The 18,933-nt window shown below is 66.6% G+C and carries 13 protein-coding genes; 8 read left to right on the forward strand and 5 right to left on the reverse strand.

Features of this window, described 5'->3' with window-relative positions:
• Window position 1: 1 nt before the first annotated feature.
• Together ACT3UF_RS10185 and ACT3UF_RS10190 are read right to left on the reverse strand one after the other, a co-directional pair.
• Entirely contained in the window at window positions 2–1,735 is a 1,734-nt protein-coding gene (locus ACT3UF_RS10185; protein WP_444608302.1) for a DNA/RNA helicase domain-containing protein, read from the reverse strand.
• On the reverse strand, window positions 1,722–2,042 hold the full coding sequence (locus ACT3UF_RS10190; RefSeq protein ID WP_444608303.1) for a nucleotide pyrophosphohydrolase: 321 nt from the start codon (window positions 2,040–2,042) through the stop codon (window positions 1,722–1,724). Before ACT3UF_RS10190 ends, ACT3UF_RS10185 begins: the two co-directional genes overlap by 14 nt.
• Before the next feature lie 279 nt (window positions 2,043–2,321).
• On the opposite strand from ACT3UF_RS10190, the gene ACT3UF_RS10195 reads away from it, so the two are divergent.
• Together ACT3UF_RS10195 and ACT3UF_RS10200 are read left to right on the forward strand one after the other, a co-directional pair.
• Window positions 2,322–4,301 carry an McrB family protein gene (locus ACT3UF_RS10195; protein WP_444608304.1) on the forward strand — a complete coding sequence of 660 codons (1,980 nt, stop codon included), beginning with the start codon at window positions 2,322–2,324 and terminating at the stop codon, window positions 4,299–4,301.
• A gap of 1 nt (window position 4,302) precedes the next feature.
• A complete protein-coding gene (locus ACT3UF_RS10200; protein ID WP_444608305.1) occupies window positions 4,303–5,427 on the forward strand; it encodes a 5-methylcytosine restriction system specificity protein McrC in 1,125 nt (374 codons plus the stop codon).
• Window positions 5,428–5,520: 93 nt separating this feature from the next.
• Here ACT3UF_RS10200 and ACT3UF_RS10205 read toward each other — a convergent pair whose 3' ends face one another.
• Window positions 5,521–6,831 carry an ISL3 family transposase gene (locus ACT3UF_RS10205; RefSeq protein ID WP_444608306.1) on the reverse strand — a complete coding sequence of 437 codons (1,311 nt, stop codon included), beginning with the start codon at window positions 6,829–6,831 and terminating at the stop codon, window positions 5,521–5,523.
• Window positions 6,832–7,072: 241 nt separating this feature from the next.
• On the opposite strand from ACT3UF_RS10205, the gene ACT3UF_RS10210 reads away from it, so the two are divergent.
• From ACT3UF_RS10210 to ACT3UF_RS10230, 5 genes are all read left to right on the forward strand, one after another.
• Window positions 7,073–8,359: an ISL3 family transposase gene (locus tag ACT3UF_RS10210; RefSeq protein ID WP_073884858.1), complete on the forward strand. Its 1,287-nt coding sequence runs from the start codon at window positions 7,073–7,075 to the stop codon at window positions 8,357–8,359.
• 129 nt (window positions 8,360–8,488) lie between these two features.
• Window positions 8,489–9,139, forward strand: coding sequence for a TetR/AcrR family transcriptional regulator C-terminal domain-containing protein (locus ACT3UF_RS10215; protein ID WP_444502788.1), 651 nt, complete (start codon window positions 8,489–8,491; stop codon window positions 9,137–9,139).
• Window positions 9,139–11,751 carry an ABC transporter ATP-binding protein/permease gene (locus ACT3UF_RS10220; RefSeq protein ID WP_444502789.1) on the forward strand — a complete coding sequence of 871 codons (2,613 nt, stop codon included), beginning with the start codon at window positions 9,139–9,141 and terminating at the stop codon, window positions 11,749–11,751. The genes ACT3UF_RS10215 and ACT3UF_RS10220 overlap by 1 nt, the downstream gene beginning before the upstream one ends.
• Entirely contained in the window at window positions 11,748–13,490 is a 1,743-nt protein-coding gene (locus tag ACT3UF_RS10225) for an ABC transporter ATP-binding protein (RefSeq protein WP_087133136.1), read from the forward strand. The genes ACT3UF_RS10220 and ACT3UF_RS10225 overlap by 4 nt, the downstream gene beginning before the upstream one ends.
• Before the next feature lie 5 nt (window positions 13,491–13,495).
• Window positions 13,496–13,750 carry a hypothetical protein gene (locus ACT3UF_RS10230; protein WP_143738472.1) on the forward strand — a complete coding sequence of 85 codons (255 nt, stop codon included), beginning with the start codon at window positions 13,496–13,498 and terminating at the stop codon, window positions 13,748–13,750.
• A 16-nt stretch (window positions 13,751–13,766) separates the two neighbouring features.
• Here the strand turns inward: ACT3UF_RS10230 and ACT3UF_RS10235 are convergent, their stop codons facing one another.
• Window positions 13,767–15,203, reverse strand: coding sequence for a DHA2 family efflux MFS transporter permease subunit (locus ACT3UF_RS10235; protein WP_444502790.1), 1,437 nt, complete (start codon window positions 15,201–15,203; stop codon window positions 13,767–13,769).
• Between the two features lie 55 nt (window positions 15,204–15,258).
• Here ACT3UF_RS10235 and ACT3UF_RS10240 point away from each other — a divergent pair, with 55 nt between their 5' ends.
• Entirely contained in the window at window positions 15,259–16,044 is a 786-nt protein-coding gene (locus ACT3UF_RS10240) for an AraC family transcriptional regulator (RefSeq protein WP_444502791.1), read from the forward strand.
• A 196-nt stretch (window positions 16,045–16,240) separates the two neighbouring features.
• On the opposite strand, the gene ACT3UF_RS10245 is transcribed toward ACT3UF_RS10240, so the two are convergent.
• Entirely contained in the window at window positions 16,241–18,898 is a 2,658-nt protein-coding gene (locus tag ACT3UF_RS10245; protein ID WP_444502792.1) for a hypothetical protein, read from the reverse strand.
• Window positions 18,899–18,933 lie beyond the last annotated feature (35 nt).

Consider the following 18,933-nt stretch of genomic DNA (forward strand, 5'->3'; position numbering starts at 1 on the left):
ACTACTCCGAGCCAGTGGTGAACTGCTCCAGGCCCGCTAGGACATGCGGATCCGTGGCGTAGACGTAGGTGCCCCGCATCCCTCGAGTCATCAGGACTCGATAGATGTTCCGGATGTACCGCAGAAGGTCATCGTCGGTCGTCTTTCTCTGGCGGAGATCGTTGTTCACCTTGCCGGCCGAGTCGCGATACGCCTGGCGGTCGGCGTGGAGGGAACCCGTGGCTGGGTCACGTCGAAGGTCTCCGCCGATGATGACTCCGGCATAGTTGAGGTCGTAGCCCTGCACCGTGTGGATCGAGCCGACTTCCTCTGCGGCGTCGGGGGAGTTGATCCAATCCTTGTTCGTGCCGTTCCATCGCATCGACTCACCACCGATGGTGATGTCGTAGACCTTCCAGTCATTTCGGGACTCCCACTCCCAGGCATACCCGGCGACGAGCCGGGCCAGTCCCGACTCTTCCTCACGGGCACGTAGATCCGCCCGCATCTTCGCGAAGTCCGTGTAGATCCGGAAGTCGTAGTTTCCGAAGTCGGGAACCGAGCTTGGCGGCAGGTCCGAGAACAGCTTGCGGACGAATTCGATGTAGTCGTTGCCACCGGCGACGCGCATCTGGGACATGAGGTGGTAACGGCGGCCGGAACGGCTGGCCTCCGTGGTGGCCCTTTCGAACACCTCTGGCTCGATATCCGAGGGGCGCACCGCCTGCTCGGTGTCGAGCAACAGGATGGTGTGCTTCGCCTTCGCGCGGATCCAATCGAGCTGGTTCTTCGAGGGGTCCAGAGGCTCACCGAACAGCTTCGTGGAGATCTTCTTGTACCTGCCGTTGAGCGGACCCGCGGACTGGGCGGCGTACTGAGTGAGCCGGTGTGCCTCGTCGACGAGCAGGATGTCCCACACCTGGTCGCTGTCACCCACGGCGAAGGCATTCAGGACGCGAACTCCGGCGAGTGCGGGGACCTTCTTGAAGACCTTCTCGATTGAAGAGCGCAGCGATCCCTGGGGGATCACGAGACCGATGCGCAGGTCGCGGAAGAGTTGATGGGTGCCGTCTGCGAAGAGTTCGCCCAGCCTGGACTCCGGTTCCTCGTCGTCCCGCGTGAACTCGGCGAGGTCCTGGATGAGTTTGAGGATGTAGATCGCGACGATCGTCTTGCCAGTCCCAGGGTCCCCTTGGATGACGGAGAAGCTCGAGGCGCCGGTCTCGAGATCCGTTGCCAGGCCCTCCATCACCGCTTCGACCACGGCTTCCTGCTCCGGGTTCAGAGCCTTGTAAGGGGAGAGCTTGAAGAGGTCGCTGTTCTCGATCTCCGCGATGGAGCTCTTGAACATGCCCTCGGCCTGCAACTGGTCGAAGATGTCACGGAACGTCGAGCGGTACTCGTCGCGTCGGTAGTAGTTGGCGTTGGTGATGCCGACATTGCCGTTCAACAGCTTGTACTTCTTCTTCTCGTCTCCGGAGAGCCACCGGATGAGCGTGGACTCCAGGTCGTGGCAGACAGAGCGGTTGAACCTTTCGTCCACGACGACGCGAATCCGGCGGAGCTTGCTCTTCTTCGGGTCCTTCAGGTGCTGCGCCATGCGCTTGTCGACGTGCTGGCTCTCACCGACGTAGATGAAGCGCTCGTTGTCGATGGTGTACACGACGGGCCAATCGGACAGTCTCTCGTCCTGCTCAGTCTCATCCAGCACCTCGTGGGCATTGAAATCGAACCGCTTGATCTCAAAGCCGGTCATACTTCGTGCTCCGCCCCTTCGCCTTCTCGACGGGGTACTTCTGTGCCGTGCGCTCAAGCTTTGCGCGGATGATCCGCTCGGGGTCCAGGTCGAGCTTGTCCGCGAGGAGCAGCGCATAGGTCAGGACGTCCGCCAGCTCGCCGGCCACTTCTTCGCGATCGCCGTCGCTGTTCCATTGGAAGCACTCGAGCAGCTCGGCCGCCTCTATGGAGATCGACTTGGCGAGGTTCTCGGGGCTGTGGAACTGCTGCCAGTCTCGCTCGGCCATGAACACACGCAGGGTCTCGAGGAGGGATTCGCTGGTCACCCGTGCAACCTAACATTCGAGTGCCACTTTTGGCCTGAGCAGGTCCACTGGACCAAGCGGTGATGTCGTCCGGCATCGAGCTACCGACGCGCGATCAGCTGGCAACAGGGGTTGGGTTGCCAGGCTGTCGGGGTCCAGAGCGGTGCAGATTGGGGGACTCGTACTGCGGCGGGTGCTGTTGTGAGCAGAAGGCCCCGGCCCTTAGCTCCCCGTGCTGTGCTCCGTACGTGGGCGAGCTCGTTCTGCCGTTCTGTCGTAGCAGACCGGTACCGTCATGCCATGACCACATGGGTGCCCCAGAAGCTTGCAGAATCCCTAGGAATCGTCGCGAGTGGGCACATCCGTCCACTCCTTCGGGAGCGGTACCCGGATCGCACCAAGTACGCACGCCATCGATTGGATCGCGATGACATCGCCTTCGTCGGCCAATGGAACGTCGAGCGGGGCAATGTCTCCGAAGCGAAGCTCGCGGAAGCATTGGCGGCTTTCGACGCTGAGCAGGAGAGTGAGGCCCTCGCGGGCCGGGGACCGATCGAGGCCGATCCACCGAACTTCTCAATCATCGAGCACGAAGGCCCAGTGGCAGAGGCCGGCGCGCGGATCCTTTCGATTGCGAGGAACGGCGGATCGGTCCTCACCGACCACGACGTCTGGACGAACGAGAACATCGAGACGCTCGTCGAGCGCTTCGTGAAGCAGCCGGACGTCTCCGGAGCCTCGTTCTTTCCGAAGCTCGACAAGCAGCTCGCCGGGGTCGATGACGACGTCCGCGTGCTTTTCGCGGAGATCTTCCTGCTGCAGATGCTGCCGCTTGTGCAGTTCCGCAAAGCCAAGAAGATCGCCAACCTTGAACGGGTCCTCAGCGAGGCAGAGGTGGAGTACCAGATCCCTGCGGAGGTCCTGGACGCCTTCGACTCTCCGATCTTCCACGGAGGTACTGCGTCCGGGACCCGGCGCTACTACCAGCTGGTCGTGGTCATCGAGGTCGTACGTTACCTGCGAACGCTGTCCCAGGAGGAACTCGATGCAGCATTCGAGGATCCCCTGGCCTGGCGAGATGTTGTGCTGAGTGCGCCGGGCACGGCCGAGCCTTCTCTTCGCGCATCGCTCATCTACCTCGGACACCCCCAGTATTTCTTTCCGATCGTCTCGGAGCGGCACAAGAAGGACATCGTCAATGCGTTCTTCCCCGCAGAGACCCAGCGACCGGCATCGGGTGATCTCGATGCCGATCTGGCTGCGCTGCGGGAATGGATGGGGACCGAACCAGGAACGACCCCGGACTTCTACAACGGACCGCTGACTTCCTACTGGCTGGATGACGGCGACGTCGTCGAAGAACCTGAGGAGTTTCATCCGGGGGAGGCGTTCGACGTGGAGTACTCCGTCGAGTCGATCATCGAGGACGGAGCATTCCACTCGGTCGCCGAGCTGCGCGCGATCATCGAGCGCTGGAAGGCGACACGTAACGTGGTTCTCCAGGGTCCGCCCGGAACCGGGAAGACATGGCTCGCACGTAGACTCGCATACGCCCTCATCGGCGGGAAACTCGATGCGGCCGTGCGGTCGGTGCAGTTCCACCCTGGGACGTCGTACGAGGATTTCGTACGTGGCTGGCGACCCGGAGGGGATGGCCTTCTCACGCTGGTCGACGGTCCACTTCTCCAGCACGCCCAGCGAGCGAGGGAATACCCGGACATCCCGCACGTCATGATCATCGAAGAGTTCAACCGTGGGAATCCGGCCCAGGCGCTCGGCGAGATGCTCACCCTGCTCGAAGCCACGAAACGGAATGACGATGACGCGCTCGAGCTCACCTATATGCGCGCGGGGGAGGCGCGCTTCTCGCTGCCCCCGAATCTCCATGTCATCGGCACGATGAACACGGCGGATAGGTCGCTGGCTCTGGTGGACTTCGCCCTGCGCCGGCGCTTCGCCTTCTTCGAGCTCGAGCCCCAGCTGAACGAGGCGTGGAAGAAGCATCTGACTTCGCGATTCCGCACTGCGTCGAGTGCGCACATCGAAGAGGCGGCCAGGCGGGTGAACGCGATGAACGATGCGATCGCCGAGGACCCCGGTCTGGGGCCGTCGTTCCGGATTGGGCACTCGTACTTCACTGCGGAGCCGGAGGCCAGCGAGTTCGAGTCCTGGTTCTCCGCTGTCGTGGAGTCCTCGGTCGGCCCGCAGCTGGCAGAGTACTGGCACGACGATCCAGAGACGGTCAACGAGATCGTCGGCCAGCTGCGCGCGGATTTCTGACATGTTCATCGCCGGCGCCGGAAGCACTCGCATCACGGTACGCAGCGTGTGGTTCCTGCTCTTGTACGCCTCCGATCTGCTCAGCAAGCTCACGGCCGAGGAGAAGGAGAAGCTCCTCAGCGGCGAGCGGGACAACGACCTCCTGGACGCTCTGGCGGAGGTCTTGGCAGTGCAGGTGGACGCGCGGGTGCGAGCGATGCTTGCGCGAGGCTACCGAACTCGTGCCGACCCGCTGACTCGCGTACGCGGCCGGATCGACCATCTCGGGACCGCCCGGGGCCGGCTCATGGAATCGGGCCGAATCCTCTGCCGCTACCAAGAACAGACCGTCGACCTCCCGCGCTATAGGTACATGCTCGTCACCCTGCGGCGTGCAGCACGCAGAGCCGTTTCCTCTGATGTCCGCCGCCGTTGCCTCACCACTGCCCAGATGCTCGAGCGAAGCGGGGTCTTGCCCATGGACCCCACAGCGGCGCAGATGTCCACGGAACAGTACGGTCACTTCGATGCAACGGACAAAAAGCTCGTGCTCATGAGCAAGCTGGTCAGAGACATGTGCGCCCCGGAGCATTCCCCGGGCATGAGTGAACTGCCCGTGATCCTCCGGAACGAGCATGCACTCCGCCGGCTGTTCGAAGAGGCCGTCCGCGGCTTCTACCGTCATCACGTCGGGCCGGAGGGCTACTCGGTGAAGGGTGAACGCCGGGAGTGGCCCACAGAAGGAGACGCGGACGCCCGAGCCCTCATGCCCCGCTTGAATTCGGATGTGCTCGTGCGTGGGCACGGACAGCAGACGGTGATCGAGTGCAAGTTCGGGCCGATCTTCGACTGGTATCAGGGCAAGGCGATGCTCAAGCCGGGGTACGTGCGACAGCTGTACTCCTACGCAACGGTCTTCAGCCGCGGGTTCGAGGGGCAGACCCGGGCCGTTCTGCTGGGTGCCCTTGTCGAGGGGCCTTCGGGACGCGACGTGGATCTGGTGCTGGATGGCATCCCGTTCGCCATCCGTCAGATCGACCTGTCGGAGGGGCCCGCCGCGATCCGTACAGCGCTGCTCGGCGTATTCGCCAGCCGGGGGCCGACTGGCCATACGGCGACGGCCATCAGCGCTCTTGCGGGAGGGTAATCGGCGCTCGCACCGGGCCGGATCACGGCCCCCCCAGGGACAGTCGCCCGACACTGGCGATGCGATCCTCAGTACGGCGCGACGCAAACAGGCTCATCGCATTTGAGGGTGTAGGTGGGGTCTGAAGCCTCCTGCTTCGAGGAGGCTGCGGGCGATGTATTGGGTGAGGTTGCGGAATCCGAGGGCGGAGCCGCGGAGGTGTTCGAGCCGGCCGTTGATCGCCTCTGTCGGACCGTTGCTGGTGCCCGGTCGGTCGAAGAAGGCCAGCACGTCGGTTGCGCGTTTCGTCAGTGTTCGGCCGAGCTTGGCCAGCTCGGGCAAGGCGTCCGGGACGCGCTTGCTCAGCGCGGTGATGAGCTTCTCCATCTTCGCTTTGGCTTTCGCCCGGTCGGGTTCTCGGTAGGCGGCGACCATCGCCTGGTAGATCTCCCAGGTCACCTCGACCGCAACGTGCTTCTCTCGCTCGAACAGGCTGCTGAGGCGCTGGCATTGGCGGTCGGTCAGCAGCTTGGTGCCGGTGTGGAGGGTGCGGCGAGTCTTGTAGAGGGGGTCGTCCTTGCGGCCCCTGCGCTTGTGGAGCTGCTGCTGGACGCGTCGTCGGCAGTCGTCCAGTGCGTCTCCGGCGAGGCGGACGACGTGGAAGGGATCCATGACCGCGACCGCGCCTGGGAGGGCCTCGCCGGCGGCGGTCTTGTATCCGGTGAACCCGTCCATCGCCACTACCTCGATGCGGTCCTTCCATGCCTTGGGGCGGGCCTCGAGCCAGGCCTTGAACGCTGCTTTGGAGCGGCCGGGGATCATGTCCAGCAGCCTCGCCGGGCCGGTCTTGTCCCTGGCTGGGGTGAGGTCGATGATCACGGTGACGTACTTGTCGCCGCGCCGGGTGTGGCGCCAGACGTGCTCGTCAACACCGATCACGCGGACGGCGTCGAAGCGGGCTGGGTCATCGATCAGCAGCTGCTGGCCCTCGGCCAGGACGGCGTCGTTGGCGGTGTGCCAGGCAACCCCGAGCCCGGCGGCGATCCTTGCGATCGTGAGGTGATCGATGACCAGGGCTTCCAGTGCCCACCGCATCCCGCCGCGGGAGAGTTTCGCCCGCTCGGGCGCGGCGGCGGTGGTGTCCTCTCGCCAGCGGTTGCCGCAGTGATCACACCGGTAGCGCCGGATCCGCACCAGCAGGGTCGTGGGGCGGTGGCCGAACGGCTGGTGAGCGAGGCGACGAGTGATCGTGCCGCGCGAGGTCGACCTCGCCCCGCAGGCGCGGCACCACGGATCTTCCTCCGCGAGTCGACACTCGAGCACCGCCCGCTCGGCCGAGAGGCGTTGACCGACGGCGACCAGACCGAGTTCGTCCAGGCGCGCGAAGGTCGTCAAATCGGGGCTGTCGAAGGTAGCGTTGGGCACGTCGAGGTCTTCCTGATGGCGAGCGTGAGAACTTCCATCATCGGGAGACCTCGACGTCTATCCCGGCACCGACGCGCCCACCCCACACTCCGCAGCTACACCCTCATCTGCGAAGAGCCTCTTAACCGGCTCTTCCCGGTTCGTGGTGATGGGGAGCGTCGCGTCGTTGACGTAGAACGGCTCGTGGTCCTGCTGTGATGGGTGTTGTCAAGACATCCGAATCTCAGAGGACCACGAGCCTGTGCACGAGAGTACTGGTTCGCAGCGTGATGCTGCGAGCACGATCTTCAACTTGCCCAATTACCGCGTCATCGATGCCGTCGACCTGCCCGATGGTGGCCGGCGGGTGGTGATCGCCTCGACCGTCCCGCCGGGCTGTCCGTCCTGCGGGGTGCTCGCGACGAAGGTCCACTCCCGACGGTCACAGCAGGTCCGGGACGTTCCCGTCGCTGGCGCGGCGGTGGTGGTGTGGGCCAAGCGGCGCTGGTTCTGCCTGGAGCCGGCTTGTGCCCGGGGCACGTTCGCCGAGGCCACCGAGCAGATCCCGCGATACGCACGCTCGACGACCCGACTGCGGGACCAGGTCGTCTCTGCCGTGATCCGTTCCGGCCGTGCAGCCTCCGAGGTGGCCCGGGCCCACGGCGTCTCGTGGTGGCTGGTCCAGGCCGCCCTCAGCGCCGCCGCAGTGGTCCTGCCTGACGTCGACGACGTGCGGGTCAGGCGTCTGGGGGTCGATGAGCACCGCTACCGGTCAGTGCGCTGGTTCCGCACCGACGAGGGCGCTTGGAGACGGTTCGAGCCGTGGATGACGACGCTGGTCGACCTGGCCACCGGGCAGGTCCTCGGCATCGTCGACGGCCGGGACTCCAGGGCCGTCGGGGATTGGCTCGCGCAGCGCTCTGAGCAGTGGCGGGAGCGGATCGAGATCGTCGCGATCGATCCCTCGGCCGCGTTCCGCAAGGCGCTGCGGACCTGGCTGCCTCGCGCCGCGGTCTCGGTCGACAAGTTCCACCTGGTCAAGCTCGGGAACGACATGGTCACCACCGTCAGGCAGCGCCTGGCCCGCACCCATCGCGGTCGTCGGGGCCGCAAGGACGACCCGGCCTGGGCCCACCGGATGCTGCTGCTGCGCGGCGGCGACACCCTGACCCCGAGGGCGTGGGAGCGGTTGGAGAGGGTGTTCCGCACCGACGACCCCACCGACGAGCTCTCGGCCTCCTGGGGCATCAAGGAGCAGCTCCGACGCCTGCTGGCCACCGACACTCTCGCCCAGGCCTGGCAGGAGCGGATGCGGATGGGCTACTTCGTCCAGATCGCGAACATGCCCGAGGCCACGAAGCTCTACGACACCGTCGTGACCTGGTGGGACGCCATCGAGGTCCTCATCGTCACCGGCGCAACCACCGCGAAGGTCGAAGCGGGCAACACCGGCATCAAGAACATCAAACGCACCGGCCGCGGATTCCGCAACGCGGAGAACTACCGGACGCGTATCCTGCTCACCAGCGCCGCGAGAACCGTAGCGTGAATACCCGCCACAGCAGGGTCATTCACCACGAACCGCGAAGAGCCTCGTTAGGCTAGCCTTAGTTATTGGTGGTAACTTTCCGGAGAGGCCGATATGAGACGAATCGGGGGGCGTCCCCGTCAGATCGAGATGGGGGACATCGTCCGTGTCGGCCGGGAGATCGGACTGCATCAGCTCAGCCTGAACGCCGTCGCCGCTCGGCTGGGCGTGTCCTCGACTGCCCTGTATCGGCATGTGGACGGACGGTGGGGCTTGGAGAGCCTGGTAGGTGAGAACATCCTCGCGGATCTGCAGTTGCCGGATGAGCCCTCCCAGGAGACGGCGCAGCATCTTCTGTCGTTGGGGCTTCGGCTGCGATCGTTCATCCTGAAGCATCCGGGGTTGGCGGCTTATGTGCAGACGCTGTTCCCGCGCGGTGAGAGCGGCCGGCGGCTGCTCGCTGCCGAGGTCGAGGCGCTGGGTCGGCGTGGCTACGCGGCGGATGCGGCGGTCGTGCTGTCGTCGGCGGTTGCGTCGGTCGCGATCGGCTATGCAGCCGCGGAGGACCTCCAACGGCAACGAGCCGAGGGGCGTGCGCGGCAGGAGGAGAACGCCTTGGCTGCGATGGGGGACGATCCTCGGCTGGGAAAGGCCTATTGGGGGCTCCCGGACGTGGGTGCCGACGAGTATGTGCGGCTGTGGCTGGGTGCGGCGGTGCGGGCGTTCGTGGCTGCGGCGCCTCCCGGGCGCTCTCCCGAGCAGATCAGGGCGGCACTGGATGCCGCAGGAAAGGGGCTGTGATGGCCAAGCGAGGATTCGGCGGCGTGGTGATGCGCGCCTATGGGGCGCGTGATCACGAGGCGACGGTCACAGCCACCGAGCTGATCTCACCGGGGCTTCTGCGGGTGCGCATGCACTCGGCGACGTTGCTGCGAGGCGATGTGCTGGCCCCGACCGCGGCCGTGCGGTTCTGGTTCCCCGATCATGAGGGGAAGGACTTCGAGCATCAGCGCGGGTACACCCTCTCCGAGGGTGATGAGGCTACCGGGGACTTCGCGGTCGACTTCGTGCTGCACGAGCCGGCTGGTCCCGCGTCGGCGTGGGCGAAGCGCGCCCAGCCCGGGATGACGGTGCAGGTGACGCCTTTCGGTAGCACCCGTTTCGATCTTCCTGCAGACCTGCCTGCCGGGTACCTGCTGATCGGGGATGCCGCGTCGATCCCGGCGATCAACGGGATCCTGGGGGTGGTGCCGGCAGAGGTGCCGGTTGAGGTCTACTTGGAGGAACACCAGGACACCGACCGCCTCATCCCGCTTGCCCCGCACCCGCGGGCCGCCGTGTACTGGGTGCCGCGTCGCGGGGAGGCCTCGCTCGCGGCGGCGATCGAGGCCCGCGATTGGTCGGACTGGTATGCGTGGGCAGCTCCGGAGTCGGGGTCGCTCAAGCAGCTGCGCGCTCGGCTGCGCGAGGAGTTCGGGTTCCCGCGCAGCGAGACCCATGCCCAGGCGTACTGGTATTACGGTCGCCCATTCGGATCGAATCGCTCCAAAGCCGCCCCGGAGCCGGCGCCCGTGGAACTTCCCCTCGGGCAGGCCGCCGGCGAGCCGGCCGCCGCGGAAGAGTCCACCGTCTCGAGCATGATGGCGCCGGGGGCGCGTCGAGGCTCCTGGCGGGCGCAGGCAGGCGGCCGGCTGATCTCCCCGCTTCGCGCGACCCTCGTTGTCGGCGGCGTCCTGCAGACGATCGTCACTCTCACCCAGCTCGCTCCCTTCGTGCTGTTGGTCGAATTGGCCCGCGTGCTGCTGACGGGAGCCGACAGCGGGGCCCTGTGGTCCCTCGGGATCTGGGCGGCCGTGCTCATGGGCGCGGGGGTGCTGCTGTCGTCTGCGCTGATGCTCTGGATGCATGCGGTCGACGCGCGCTTCGCCCGCGACTTGCGCGCACGGCTGCTCGCGAAGCTCGCACGGGTGCCGTTGGGCTGGTTCGACGCGCGCGGTTCGGGGCAAGTCAAGCAGCTGGTGCAGGATGACACGCTGGCGTTGCACTACCTCGTCACCCATGCCGTGCCGGACGCGGTCGCGGCGGTGGTCGCGCCGGTCTCGGTGCTGGTGTACCTGTTCGTCGTGGACTGGCGGATCGCGCTGGCTCTGCTGCTGCCGGTGCTGGCGTACGTACTCGGGATGGCGGTGATGTTGGCCCAGTCGGGGCCGAAGACGTCGCTGGCGATGAAATGGGCGGAGCGGACGAACGTCGAAGCCGGGGCGTACCTGGAGGGGCAGCCCGTGATCCGAGTCTTCGGCGGCGCTGCCGCCTCCACTTTCCGTGCACGCCTCGGGGAGTACATCGATTTCCTGCGCGACTGGCAGCAGCCGATGATCGGGCAGCGCACCTTCATCGACCTCGTCACCCGTCCCGGGACGTTCCTGCTGCTCATCGGCGCGCTCGGCACGCTGCTTGTCACGACCGGGGGCATGGATCCGGTCGCTCTTCTTCCGTTCCTGCTGCTGGGCACCACGTTCGGGGCGCGGCTGCTGGGGATCGGCTACGGCCTGGGCGGGCTGCGTACGGGGCTGATCGCGGCCCGCGATATCCAGCTCGCGCTCGACGAGCCCGAACTGGACAGCGGCCCGGGAGCGACGGGCGGTGCGCAGGAGCCGGCCGGCCGTGTCGAGTTCGACCGGGTCGGCTTTTCCTACCGGCCCGGGGTTCCGGTGCTGCAGGATGTCGACCTCATCCTGGAGCCGGGCACCGTCACAGCGCTGGTCGGACCATCCGGCTCGGGCAAGTCCACCCTCGCCGCGCTGCTGGCTCGCTTCCACGACGTCCAGACCGGAGCGATCCGTGTCGGCGGGCGGGATCTTCGCGAGCTGACCGCCGACGAACTCTACGCCAGGGTCGGGTTCGTATTCCAGCAGACGCAGCTGGTGCAGGGGACCGTGCATGAGAACATCGCCCTCGCCGACCCCGGCGCGAGCCGGGAGCAGGTGGAGGAAGCAGCACGCGCGGCACAGCTCCATGAGCGGATCATGCGGATGCCGGACGGATACGACACGGTTCTCGGTACGGATGCGGCGTTGTCGGGCGGGGAGCGTCAGCGGCTCACGATTGCACGCGCTCTCCTCGCAGACGCCCCTGTGCTCGTGCTCGATGAGGCGACCGCGTTCGCCGACCCCGAGTCCGAGTACCTGGTGCAGCGGGCGCTGAACCGGCTGACCGCCGAGCGCACTGTGCTTGTGATCGCGCACCGGCTGCACACGATCACCGGCGTGGACCGGGTCGTCGTGCTGGACCACGGCCGGATCGCCGAGGTCGGCACGCACGAGGAGCTGCTGGCACGCGACGGCCGTTACCGGCGGCTCTGGGACGCTGGCCGACCTGCGTCCGCCGTCAGCGGGAAGGAAGAACTCCGATGATCCGCTCGATGCTCGCACTATTGCCCGCAGGCAGCGCCGGTCGGGTCGCCCGGCACCTTGTGCTGACCACACTCGGCGTCATCCTGAGAGCGGCCGGGGTGGTGCTGCTCATCCCGCTGATCGCCGCACTGTTCAGCGAGGATCCCGCCGTCGCCTGGCCGTGGGCAGGGCTGCTGGCGGTGGTGACCGTCGCCGGCTGGTTCGTCGACTGGGCCGCGGCGCAGCTCGCCTATCGTCTGGGCTTCGGGATCCTCGACAATGGCCAGCGCACCCTCGCGGCCCGGATCATCGGGATCCGCCTGAACTGGTTCACGGCCGAGCACACCGCCACGACTCGGCAGGCCGTGGCCACCACCGGCCCCGATCTCGTCGGCGTCATCGTCTACTTCGTCACCCCGCTGCTCAGCGCGATCCTGCTCCCGCTGGTCATCGCCCTCGTGCTGGTGCCCATCGCCTGGCAGCTCGGCGTGGCGGCCCTGGTCGGGATCGTCGTGCTGTTCGCGGCGTTCTGGGTCTCGGGACGGCTCGGGCGCGCCGCCGACCGGGCGGCCGAGCGCGCCAACACCAGCCTGACCGAGCGGGTGCTGGAGTTCGCCCGCACCCAGCAGGCGCTCCGTGCCGCGCGGCGGGTCGAACCGGCCCGCAGCCACGCCGGTGCGGCTCTGGCCACCGCGCACAACGCCACGATGAAGACGCTGCTCCTGCAGATCCCCGGTCAGCTGCTCTTCGGGCTCGCCAGCCAGCTCGCCCTCCTCGCACTCGCCGGCACAGCCGTGATACTGACCATCCAGGGTGCCCTCAGCATCCCCCAGGCGATCGCTCTCATCGTCGTGATCGTGCGCTACCTGGAATCCTTCACCGTGTTCGCAGAGCTCTCACCCGGGCTCGAGACGGTCACCGGCACGCTGCGCCGCATCCGCGAAGTTCTCGACGCCCCGCGGGAGCCCGCGGGCGAGGCCCAGGTGGAGATCGCCGGTGCACCGCGGATCGAACTGCGCAACGTCGACTTCCGGTATGGCGGCGACGCGGCCGACGGACCACGCGTGCTCGACGATCTCGATCTCGTTTTCGAGCCCGGCACGACGACCGCGATCGTCGGTCCATCCGGGTCGGGCAAGAGCACCGTTCTCGCCCTCATCGCCGGACTGCATCACCCCGACGCCGGGGCCGTGCTCGTGAACGGGCAGGAACTGCGGAGCCTCGACGTCGACGCGCGCCGTGACCTGGTCAGCGTGGTGTTCCAGCACCCCTACCTTTTCGACGGCAGCATCCGCGACAACGTGCTCGTCGGAGACGCGGACGCCGACGAGCAGCGACTGGGCGAGGCCGCCGCCCTGGCCCGGGTTGATCGTCTCGTGAGCCGGATGCCGGACGGATGGGACAGCCGGGTCGGCGAAGCCGGCGGCAGCCTCTCGGGCGGCGAACGCCAGCGCGTCTCCATCGCCCGCGCGCTCCTCAAGCCAGCACCGGTCCTGCTCGTGGACGAGGCCACGAGCGCCCTCGACACCGAGAACGAGACCGCGGTCGCCGCCGCGTTGAGCAATGACCCCATCCCGCGCACCCGCGTGATCGTCGCGCACCGGCTCAGCAGCATTCGCTCCGCCGACCGCGTCGTGTTCCTGGAAGACGGCCGCGTCGTCGAAGACGGCACCATCCCCGAACTGCTCGCCGCCGGCGGCCGCTTCGCCGAGTTCTGGCAGCAGCAAGACGCCGCAAGCGCCTGGCGGCTCGGAACCTGACCCGCGTGCTCAACAACGCGAACATCGGGCGGCGACCACCAATGGCCCCGGCGCACTCAAATCCCGTGAACACGGGTGAAGAAATGGACGCTATCCGCTACGCGAGCGGCGACGACCAGCCGACGGTCAGCGGCCAGGCAACAACGCTGTGTGCTGCCGCCGGTATCTGCGTCCTCGCTGACACGCTGTCCTGGTTCCTGCCCACCCGCCCGACACGGACGACGACCGAGGCGCCGAACGACGAGTGTGCGCCACCTTGACCGGCGCCCTCACCGATTATCGGCGGCCTCCTCGAGCCCGGCCACGGTTGCCACGTTGGCGGGCGCTGCGTTCGGTGTAGGCGAGCAGGAGAGTCGGAATGGTTGCGATGATGGTGATCGCGAGGACCCACCAGAATGTGGTGGAGAATCCGTCAGCCTCCTCGGCCGGCGTGGTGCCGTGGTGGAGTTGACCGGTGAGGACGACGGCGAGCACGGCGGTGCCGATCGCGCCGCCGACGCGCTGGAGGATGTTGAGCTGCGGTGTCGCGTCGGGGATCTGCTCCGGCCGCAGGGCCTGGTACGCCGCGGTCATCGTCGGGAGGATCGACAGGCCGAATCCGACGCCGCGGACGACCATGACGACGCAGAGCAGCCAGTACGACGTGCTGGTGGTCAGGAACAGGAACGGGATGGTCGCGACCGTCAGGATCGCGGCGCCCGTGAACGAGGTGATCCCGGGACCGAAGCGGTCGGTGAACGGTGCGGAGATCAGCGCGCCGATCGCGGTCGGTGCGACCAGCAGCCCGGCGATGATCACATCCTCACCCCGGACGGTCTGGAGATACAACGGCATCAGGATCATGCCCCCGTAGTTCGCCGCACCGAGAGCGAACGTGGCGATCATTGCCGCGGTGAACTCCCGATTGGCGTACAGCCGGACATCCAGCAGCGGATGCTTCGACCGGAGGGCGTGCAGGACGAAGCCGGTCAGGGCGAGCACCCCGACCAGGAGCCCGGCGACAGCATTCGTGTCCAGGCCTCCCGCCACGCCGATCTCTGCCAGGCCGTAGGTGATGCCCACGATCCCGAGGGACGCCAGGATCAGACCGAGCAGATCGAACCGTCCCGCGTCTGCGCCCTTGTCCATCGGCAGGAGTCGAAGGGCGAGCACGATGCCCGCGATGCCGATGGGGACGTTGAGCCAGAAGATCGCCTGCCACCCGAGCCCGGAGATGAGCAGACCCCCGACGACAGGCCCGAGCGCGGGGGCGAAGATGATCGGGATCGCCAGCAACGCGATCACCTTGCCCATCTGGCTCTTGGCGGCGTGCGCGGTCCAGATTATCGTCCCGACGGGCATGATCATCCCGCCCCCGATGCCCTGCAGCGCCCGGGCGGCGATCAGCATCTCCAGGCTCTGCGACAACGCGCACCACACCGACCCGATGGTGAACACGACCAGCGCGGTGACATACAACCGCGCGGCCCCGAACCGGCGTGCCGCCCAGCCCGTCACCGGGATGACGGCCGCGAGCGCGAGCAGGTAGGCGGTGATCACCCACTGCACCGAGTCCAGCCCCGCGTGCAGGCCGCCTGCGAGGCTGTGCACGGCGACGTTGACGATCGTCGTGTCCAGGAACGACAGCGAGGAGCCGATCATCACCACGCCGATCGCGCGGCGCAGCGCCGGCGAGAACCGCTCGTTCGCGGTCTCCGTCATCCCATCGGTCATCAGCGCGCTCCTCACGTCGGTTCAAGTTCGGCATTTCCAAACTAGAATGGCCGTCATGCGCGCACAGGCCAACCAGTACCCCGAAACGGCCAACCTGGTGGAGCCGGTGCTCTCGCCCGTCCTGAGCATCGACCGCGATACCGCGCAGGACCATGAGCTCCTGCATCTGCACGCACACCCGGAGCCGATGCTGACGTGGAGCTCGACCGCGACGCTGATCGGCAGTGTCGCCGGGCGTGACTGGCTGATCCCGCCCGGCTATGGGCTCTGGGTTCCCGGCGGCATCGAACACTCCGGTGCGGTGCTGCACGCCGGCGAGATGACGACGATCACCCTCGCTGCCGACGGCAGCCCTCTCGCCTGGACCGAGCCCACCAGCTTCGCCGTCGGTTCGCTGCTGGGCGAGATCATCACCCATCTGCATCGCATCGCTCCCGACGATCCCAGCCGTTCGCCCGCGGAGGCACTCATGTTCCAGCTGCTCACCCCGCTGCCAGCGCAACATATCCACGTCACCATGCCCGCCGACCCGCGAGCTCGCGCGATCGCCGAGCTGCTCATCGCCCACCCAGACGATCAGCGCGAGCTCACCGCCTGGGCCGACCACGTCCATGCCAGCGTCCGAACCCTGTCCCGGCTGTTCCGCGCCGAGACCGGACTCGGCTTCGCCCAATGGCGTACCCAGGTCCGCATCCGCGCCGCCATCCCGATGCTCGCAGACGGCACACCAGTGGCCGCCGCCGCCCGAGCAGTCGGCTACCGCAAACCCAGCGCGTTCATTGCCGCGTTCCACCGGACCACCGGTCAAACCCCGGGCACCTACCTCCCGCGACCGCAGTAGGCCAGTCGTGCGCGTCTGACAGGCACGAAAATATCCAGTCAAGAGTGCAATCACTCACACAAGATGTACGGGGGATGCAAGCACATGCGATCGCCGACCCTGCTAATCGCTGGCGCCCTGTCAACCTTCTCCGCAGGGGACATGCGAAGGCGGGCGGACGGCTTTCGCCACCCACCCGCCAACTTCGGTCGAGCTGCTACTGGTCGAGCAGTTCCTCGAGCGTCACGATCTCATCTTCACCGTCCTCCTCTCTCACGAATCCGGCGGCCTCGCTTCGCTTGGCAAGGCGGCGGCCGAACAGGAGCGTTCCGCCACTGGCCAGAAGGGCGAGCGCTCCGTACGCGCCAAGGCCGATCAGCCATCCGTTCGCGCCGGTCTGGGTAAGTTCGCTGGGCGGAGCTTCCGTGTCTGGATAGTTCGGCGTTATCTGGACTTCGGAAACCGTGGTGGTCTCCCCGGGGGCACCGCAGATGCCTCGGTGGATGCTCTCACCCTCCGCGTTCAGGAGTGTCTCGATCCAGTAGTAGGTGCCGATCTTTTCGAACACCACCTCCGCTGAACGGTATTCGCCTGGCCTTGTCACGGCGATCGGGTTCTCGAGGGTGTCGAAGACGCGATTCTCGGCATCGCAGACCGGTTCGTCACCGTCCTGCTGGTATGCCTCGAACACCAGGCTGGTGCCCTCGGGGATAGGGCCGGTGACGATAGCGACGTCGTGTGCCGGGTTTCCGAGTACAACGTTCGGGACTGCCTTGGTAGTCACCTTCAGCTCCTCGCCATTGGTCACGACAGTAGCCTCACCTGGCGCGCCACATTTCCCTTCTGACAGCACCTCACCGTCGACGTCGTAGAGAGTCTCCACCCAATACACGTTTCCTGCCGACTGCGCTGCAGTGTTGCCCGAGTAGTAGACGCCGGCGTGGGGAACTGGAATCTGCTGGCTGGTGAAGAACGGTTCCACATCACATACCGGGGTCTCGCCTTCGGGCTGGGGACCGTAGGCGCGGAACACGAGAGACGCTCCTTCTGGGACGGTGCCTTGGACGAGGGCGGTGTCTTGGAAGGGTTCGCCGACGAGCGCAGCAGGCGTGGCCTGCGTGATTACCGTCACCGGAAGTTCGGCTGCGGGGGTCTCGGGGACGTAGAAGCGTTCGCGAACGTCAGCGGGGGAGGACTGGAACGGCTGGACGCGGTCGTCGCCTTCGAACGTGCTGACGATCACGTAGTAACCCGGCTTCGTCGGCGTGATCCGGTCCTCATCGGTGTACCCGATCTGGTAGACGCCGTTGCGGGCTGGGGTGATGATGCTGGTCAACTCAGGCTGGTCTGTGAGGTCGAGGTCGTCGGTCAGGACGGTGTCTGTGGCGAACGGCCCGTATACGGTGTGGGTGACCTCTTTCGCATCGGGGCCCCAGTATCCGTCGCCGGTGAAGTCGGGGTGGTTGGCGGGGAACCCCGAGGTGACGATCGTGTCGAACGCGCGGCCGCCGTCGTGGACGTTGTACTCGCGCAGCTGACTGGTGATCTCGACCGGATGGCGGACACTGGTCGACTCGACCGGGATGCCGTACTCGTCGGCCCAGTCGGAGGCGATGTAGTCGCGCACACCGTCAGGCTGGGAGGCGAGACGCATCTGCCACACCCAGGTCACGAACCCGGCGTTCGGTAACACGACCTCGGGAGAGGTATACGTGCCGGGGCCGGTTGCGGTGACCGTCACTGTCCCCACTGGTACGGCTGCAGGGTCGATGGCGGGCGCCTGCATCGGCGGCAGCGTGCCGGGCACCTGATAGGCGGTGCCTTCGAACATGACCGGCACGTACTCGCCGTCTATCTTCAACCAGACCCCGTTGCTGGAGGATACGGTGATCGTGTCGGTGACCGCGTCGCCGGGTACGACGAGACGTTGGTTCGCTTTGGAGACCGCGATGGGCTGGAAGGGAACGATGCTGGTCTCGGCGACTTGCCCGAACCGGTCGGTGAACGAGTCCGTGAGGTACTTCGCGACGTCCCCTTGTGCGCGCTTGTCGATCTGCCATACCCACGTGTAGAACCCGGACTCGGTCGCGGTGATCGTCTCCGGCGCCGCATAGCTTCCGGTGCCGGTCAACTCCAGTTCCACGACGCCGGCGATGGGTGCTCCGGTCGGCGCGGTGTCGGCTTCAGTGGGCTGCTCATCGAACGGACCATACAAGGTTCCAGTCGTTACGACTGCGATCCGCTTCCCGTCCAGGTGGATCCAGGTTCCCTTGGAGACGCCCACCGTGACCTGGTCGCGGAATGTGTCACCTTCTGCGACGAACCGGGAGGACACCTGGGTGGTGATGGTGGGCTGGAAGTCGAGCTCTATCACAGGGGACTGCGCGTGCGCGTCGAGTCCCATCGGTGACGCACCGCCCAGCAGCCGCTGAGAACCTGGCGTGTCGTACAGGTTCACACGTGCGCCCAGGCCACTGCTGGGAACGCTCGCTGCTGCCTCGATCCGGTAGGCGGGGACTCCGTCGGCGGGGGTGCCGGTGATCGGGAAACTGCCCGGACCAAGCGTCCGGCTGCTCTGCCCGTCGGCAAACACGGCGTTCGTCAGCGTGACCGTTCCCGACAGGCTCGCCGGGGAAGCAGACACCGTGAGAGTTCCCGCGTACTGATCGGTCATCGTGATCGACAGCGCAACCTGTGGGTTCACCGCATGGTTCGCGTTGGCTTCTGCTCGCATCTGAGCGAGGTTCGCGAGGATCTGGAGCCGGTTCGCTGCGGGGGCGCGGGTGATGTAGTGGTCGTCCCCGGACATGCCGTGCTGGTTGTAGTGGACAGGATCGGCAACCGACCAGACGAACAGTTGGATTGCGGCGGTCACATGCGGGTCACCAGACTGCCCCCGAGCATGTCAGA

It is taken from the genome of Brachybacterium sp. AOP24-D1-21, assembly GCF_052378665.1.
Taxonomy (GTDB): domain Bacteria; phylum Actinomycetota; class Actinomycetes; order Actinomycetales; family Dermabacteraceae; genus Brachybacterium.

Coding starts and splice junctions, on each gene's coding strand:
- ACT3UF_RS10185 (WP_444608302.1), bottom strand. CDS start 1,735: ATGACCGGCTTTGAGATCAAGCGGTTCGATTTCAATGCCCACGAGGTG.
- ACT3UF_RS10195 (WP_444608304.1), top strand. CDS start 2,322: ATGACCACATGGGTGCCCCAGAAGCTTGCAGAATCCCTAGGAATCGTC.
- ACT3UF_RS10200 (WP_444608305.1), top strand. CDS start 4,303: ATGTTCATCGCCGGCGCCGGAAGCACTCGCATCACGGTACGCAGCGTG.
- ACT3UF_RS10215 (WP_444502788.1), top strand. CDS start 8,489: ATGGGGGACATCGTCCGTGTCGGCCGGGAGATCGGACTGCATCAGCTC.
- ACT3UF_RS10220 (WP_444502789.1), top strand. CDS start 9,139: ATGGCCAAGCGAGGATTCGGCGGCGTGGTGATGCGCGCCTATGGGGCG.
- ACT3UF_RS10225 (WP_087133136.1), top strand. CDS start 11,748: ATGATCCGCTCGATGCTCGCACTATTGCCCGCAGGCAGCGCCGGTCGG.
- ACT3UF_RS10235 (WP_444502790.1), bottom strand. CDS start 15,203: ATGACCGATGGGATGACGGAGACCGCGAACGAGCGGTTCTCGCCGGCG.
- ACT3UF_RS10240 (WP_444502791.1), top strand. CDS start 15,259: ATGCGCGCACAGGCCAACCAGTACCCCGAAACGGCCAACCTGGTGGAG.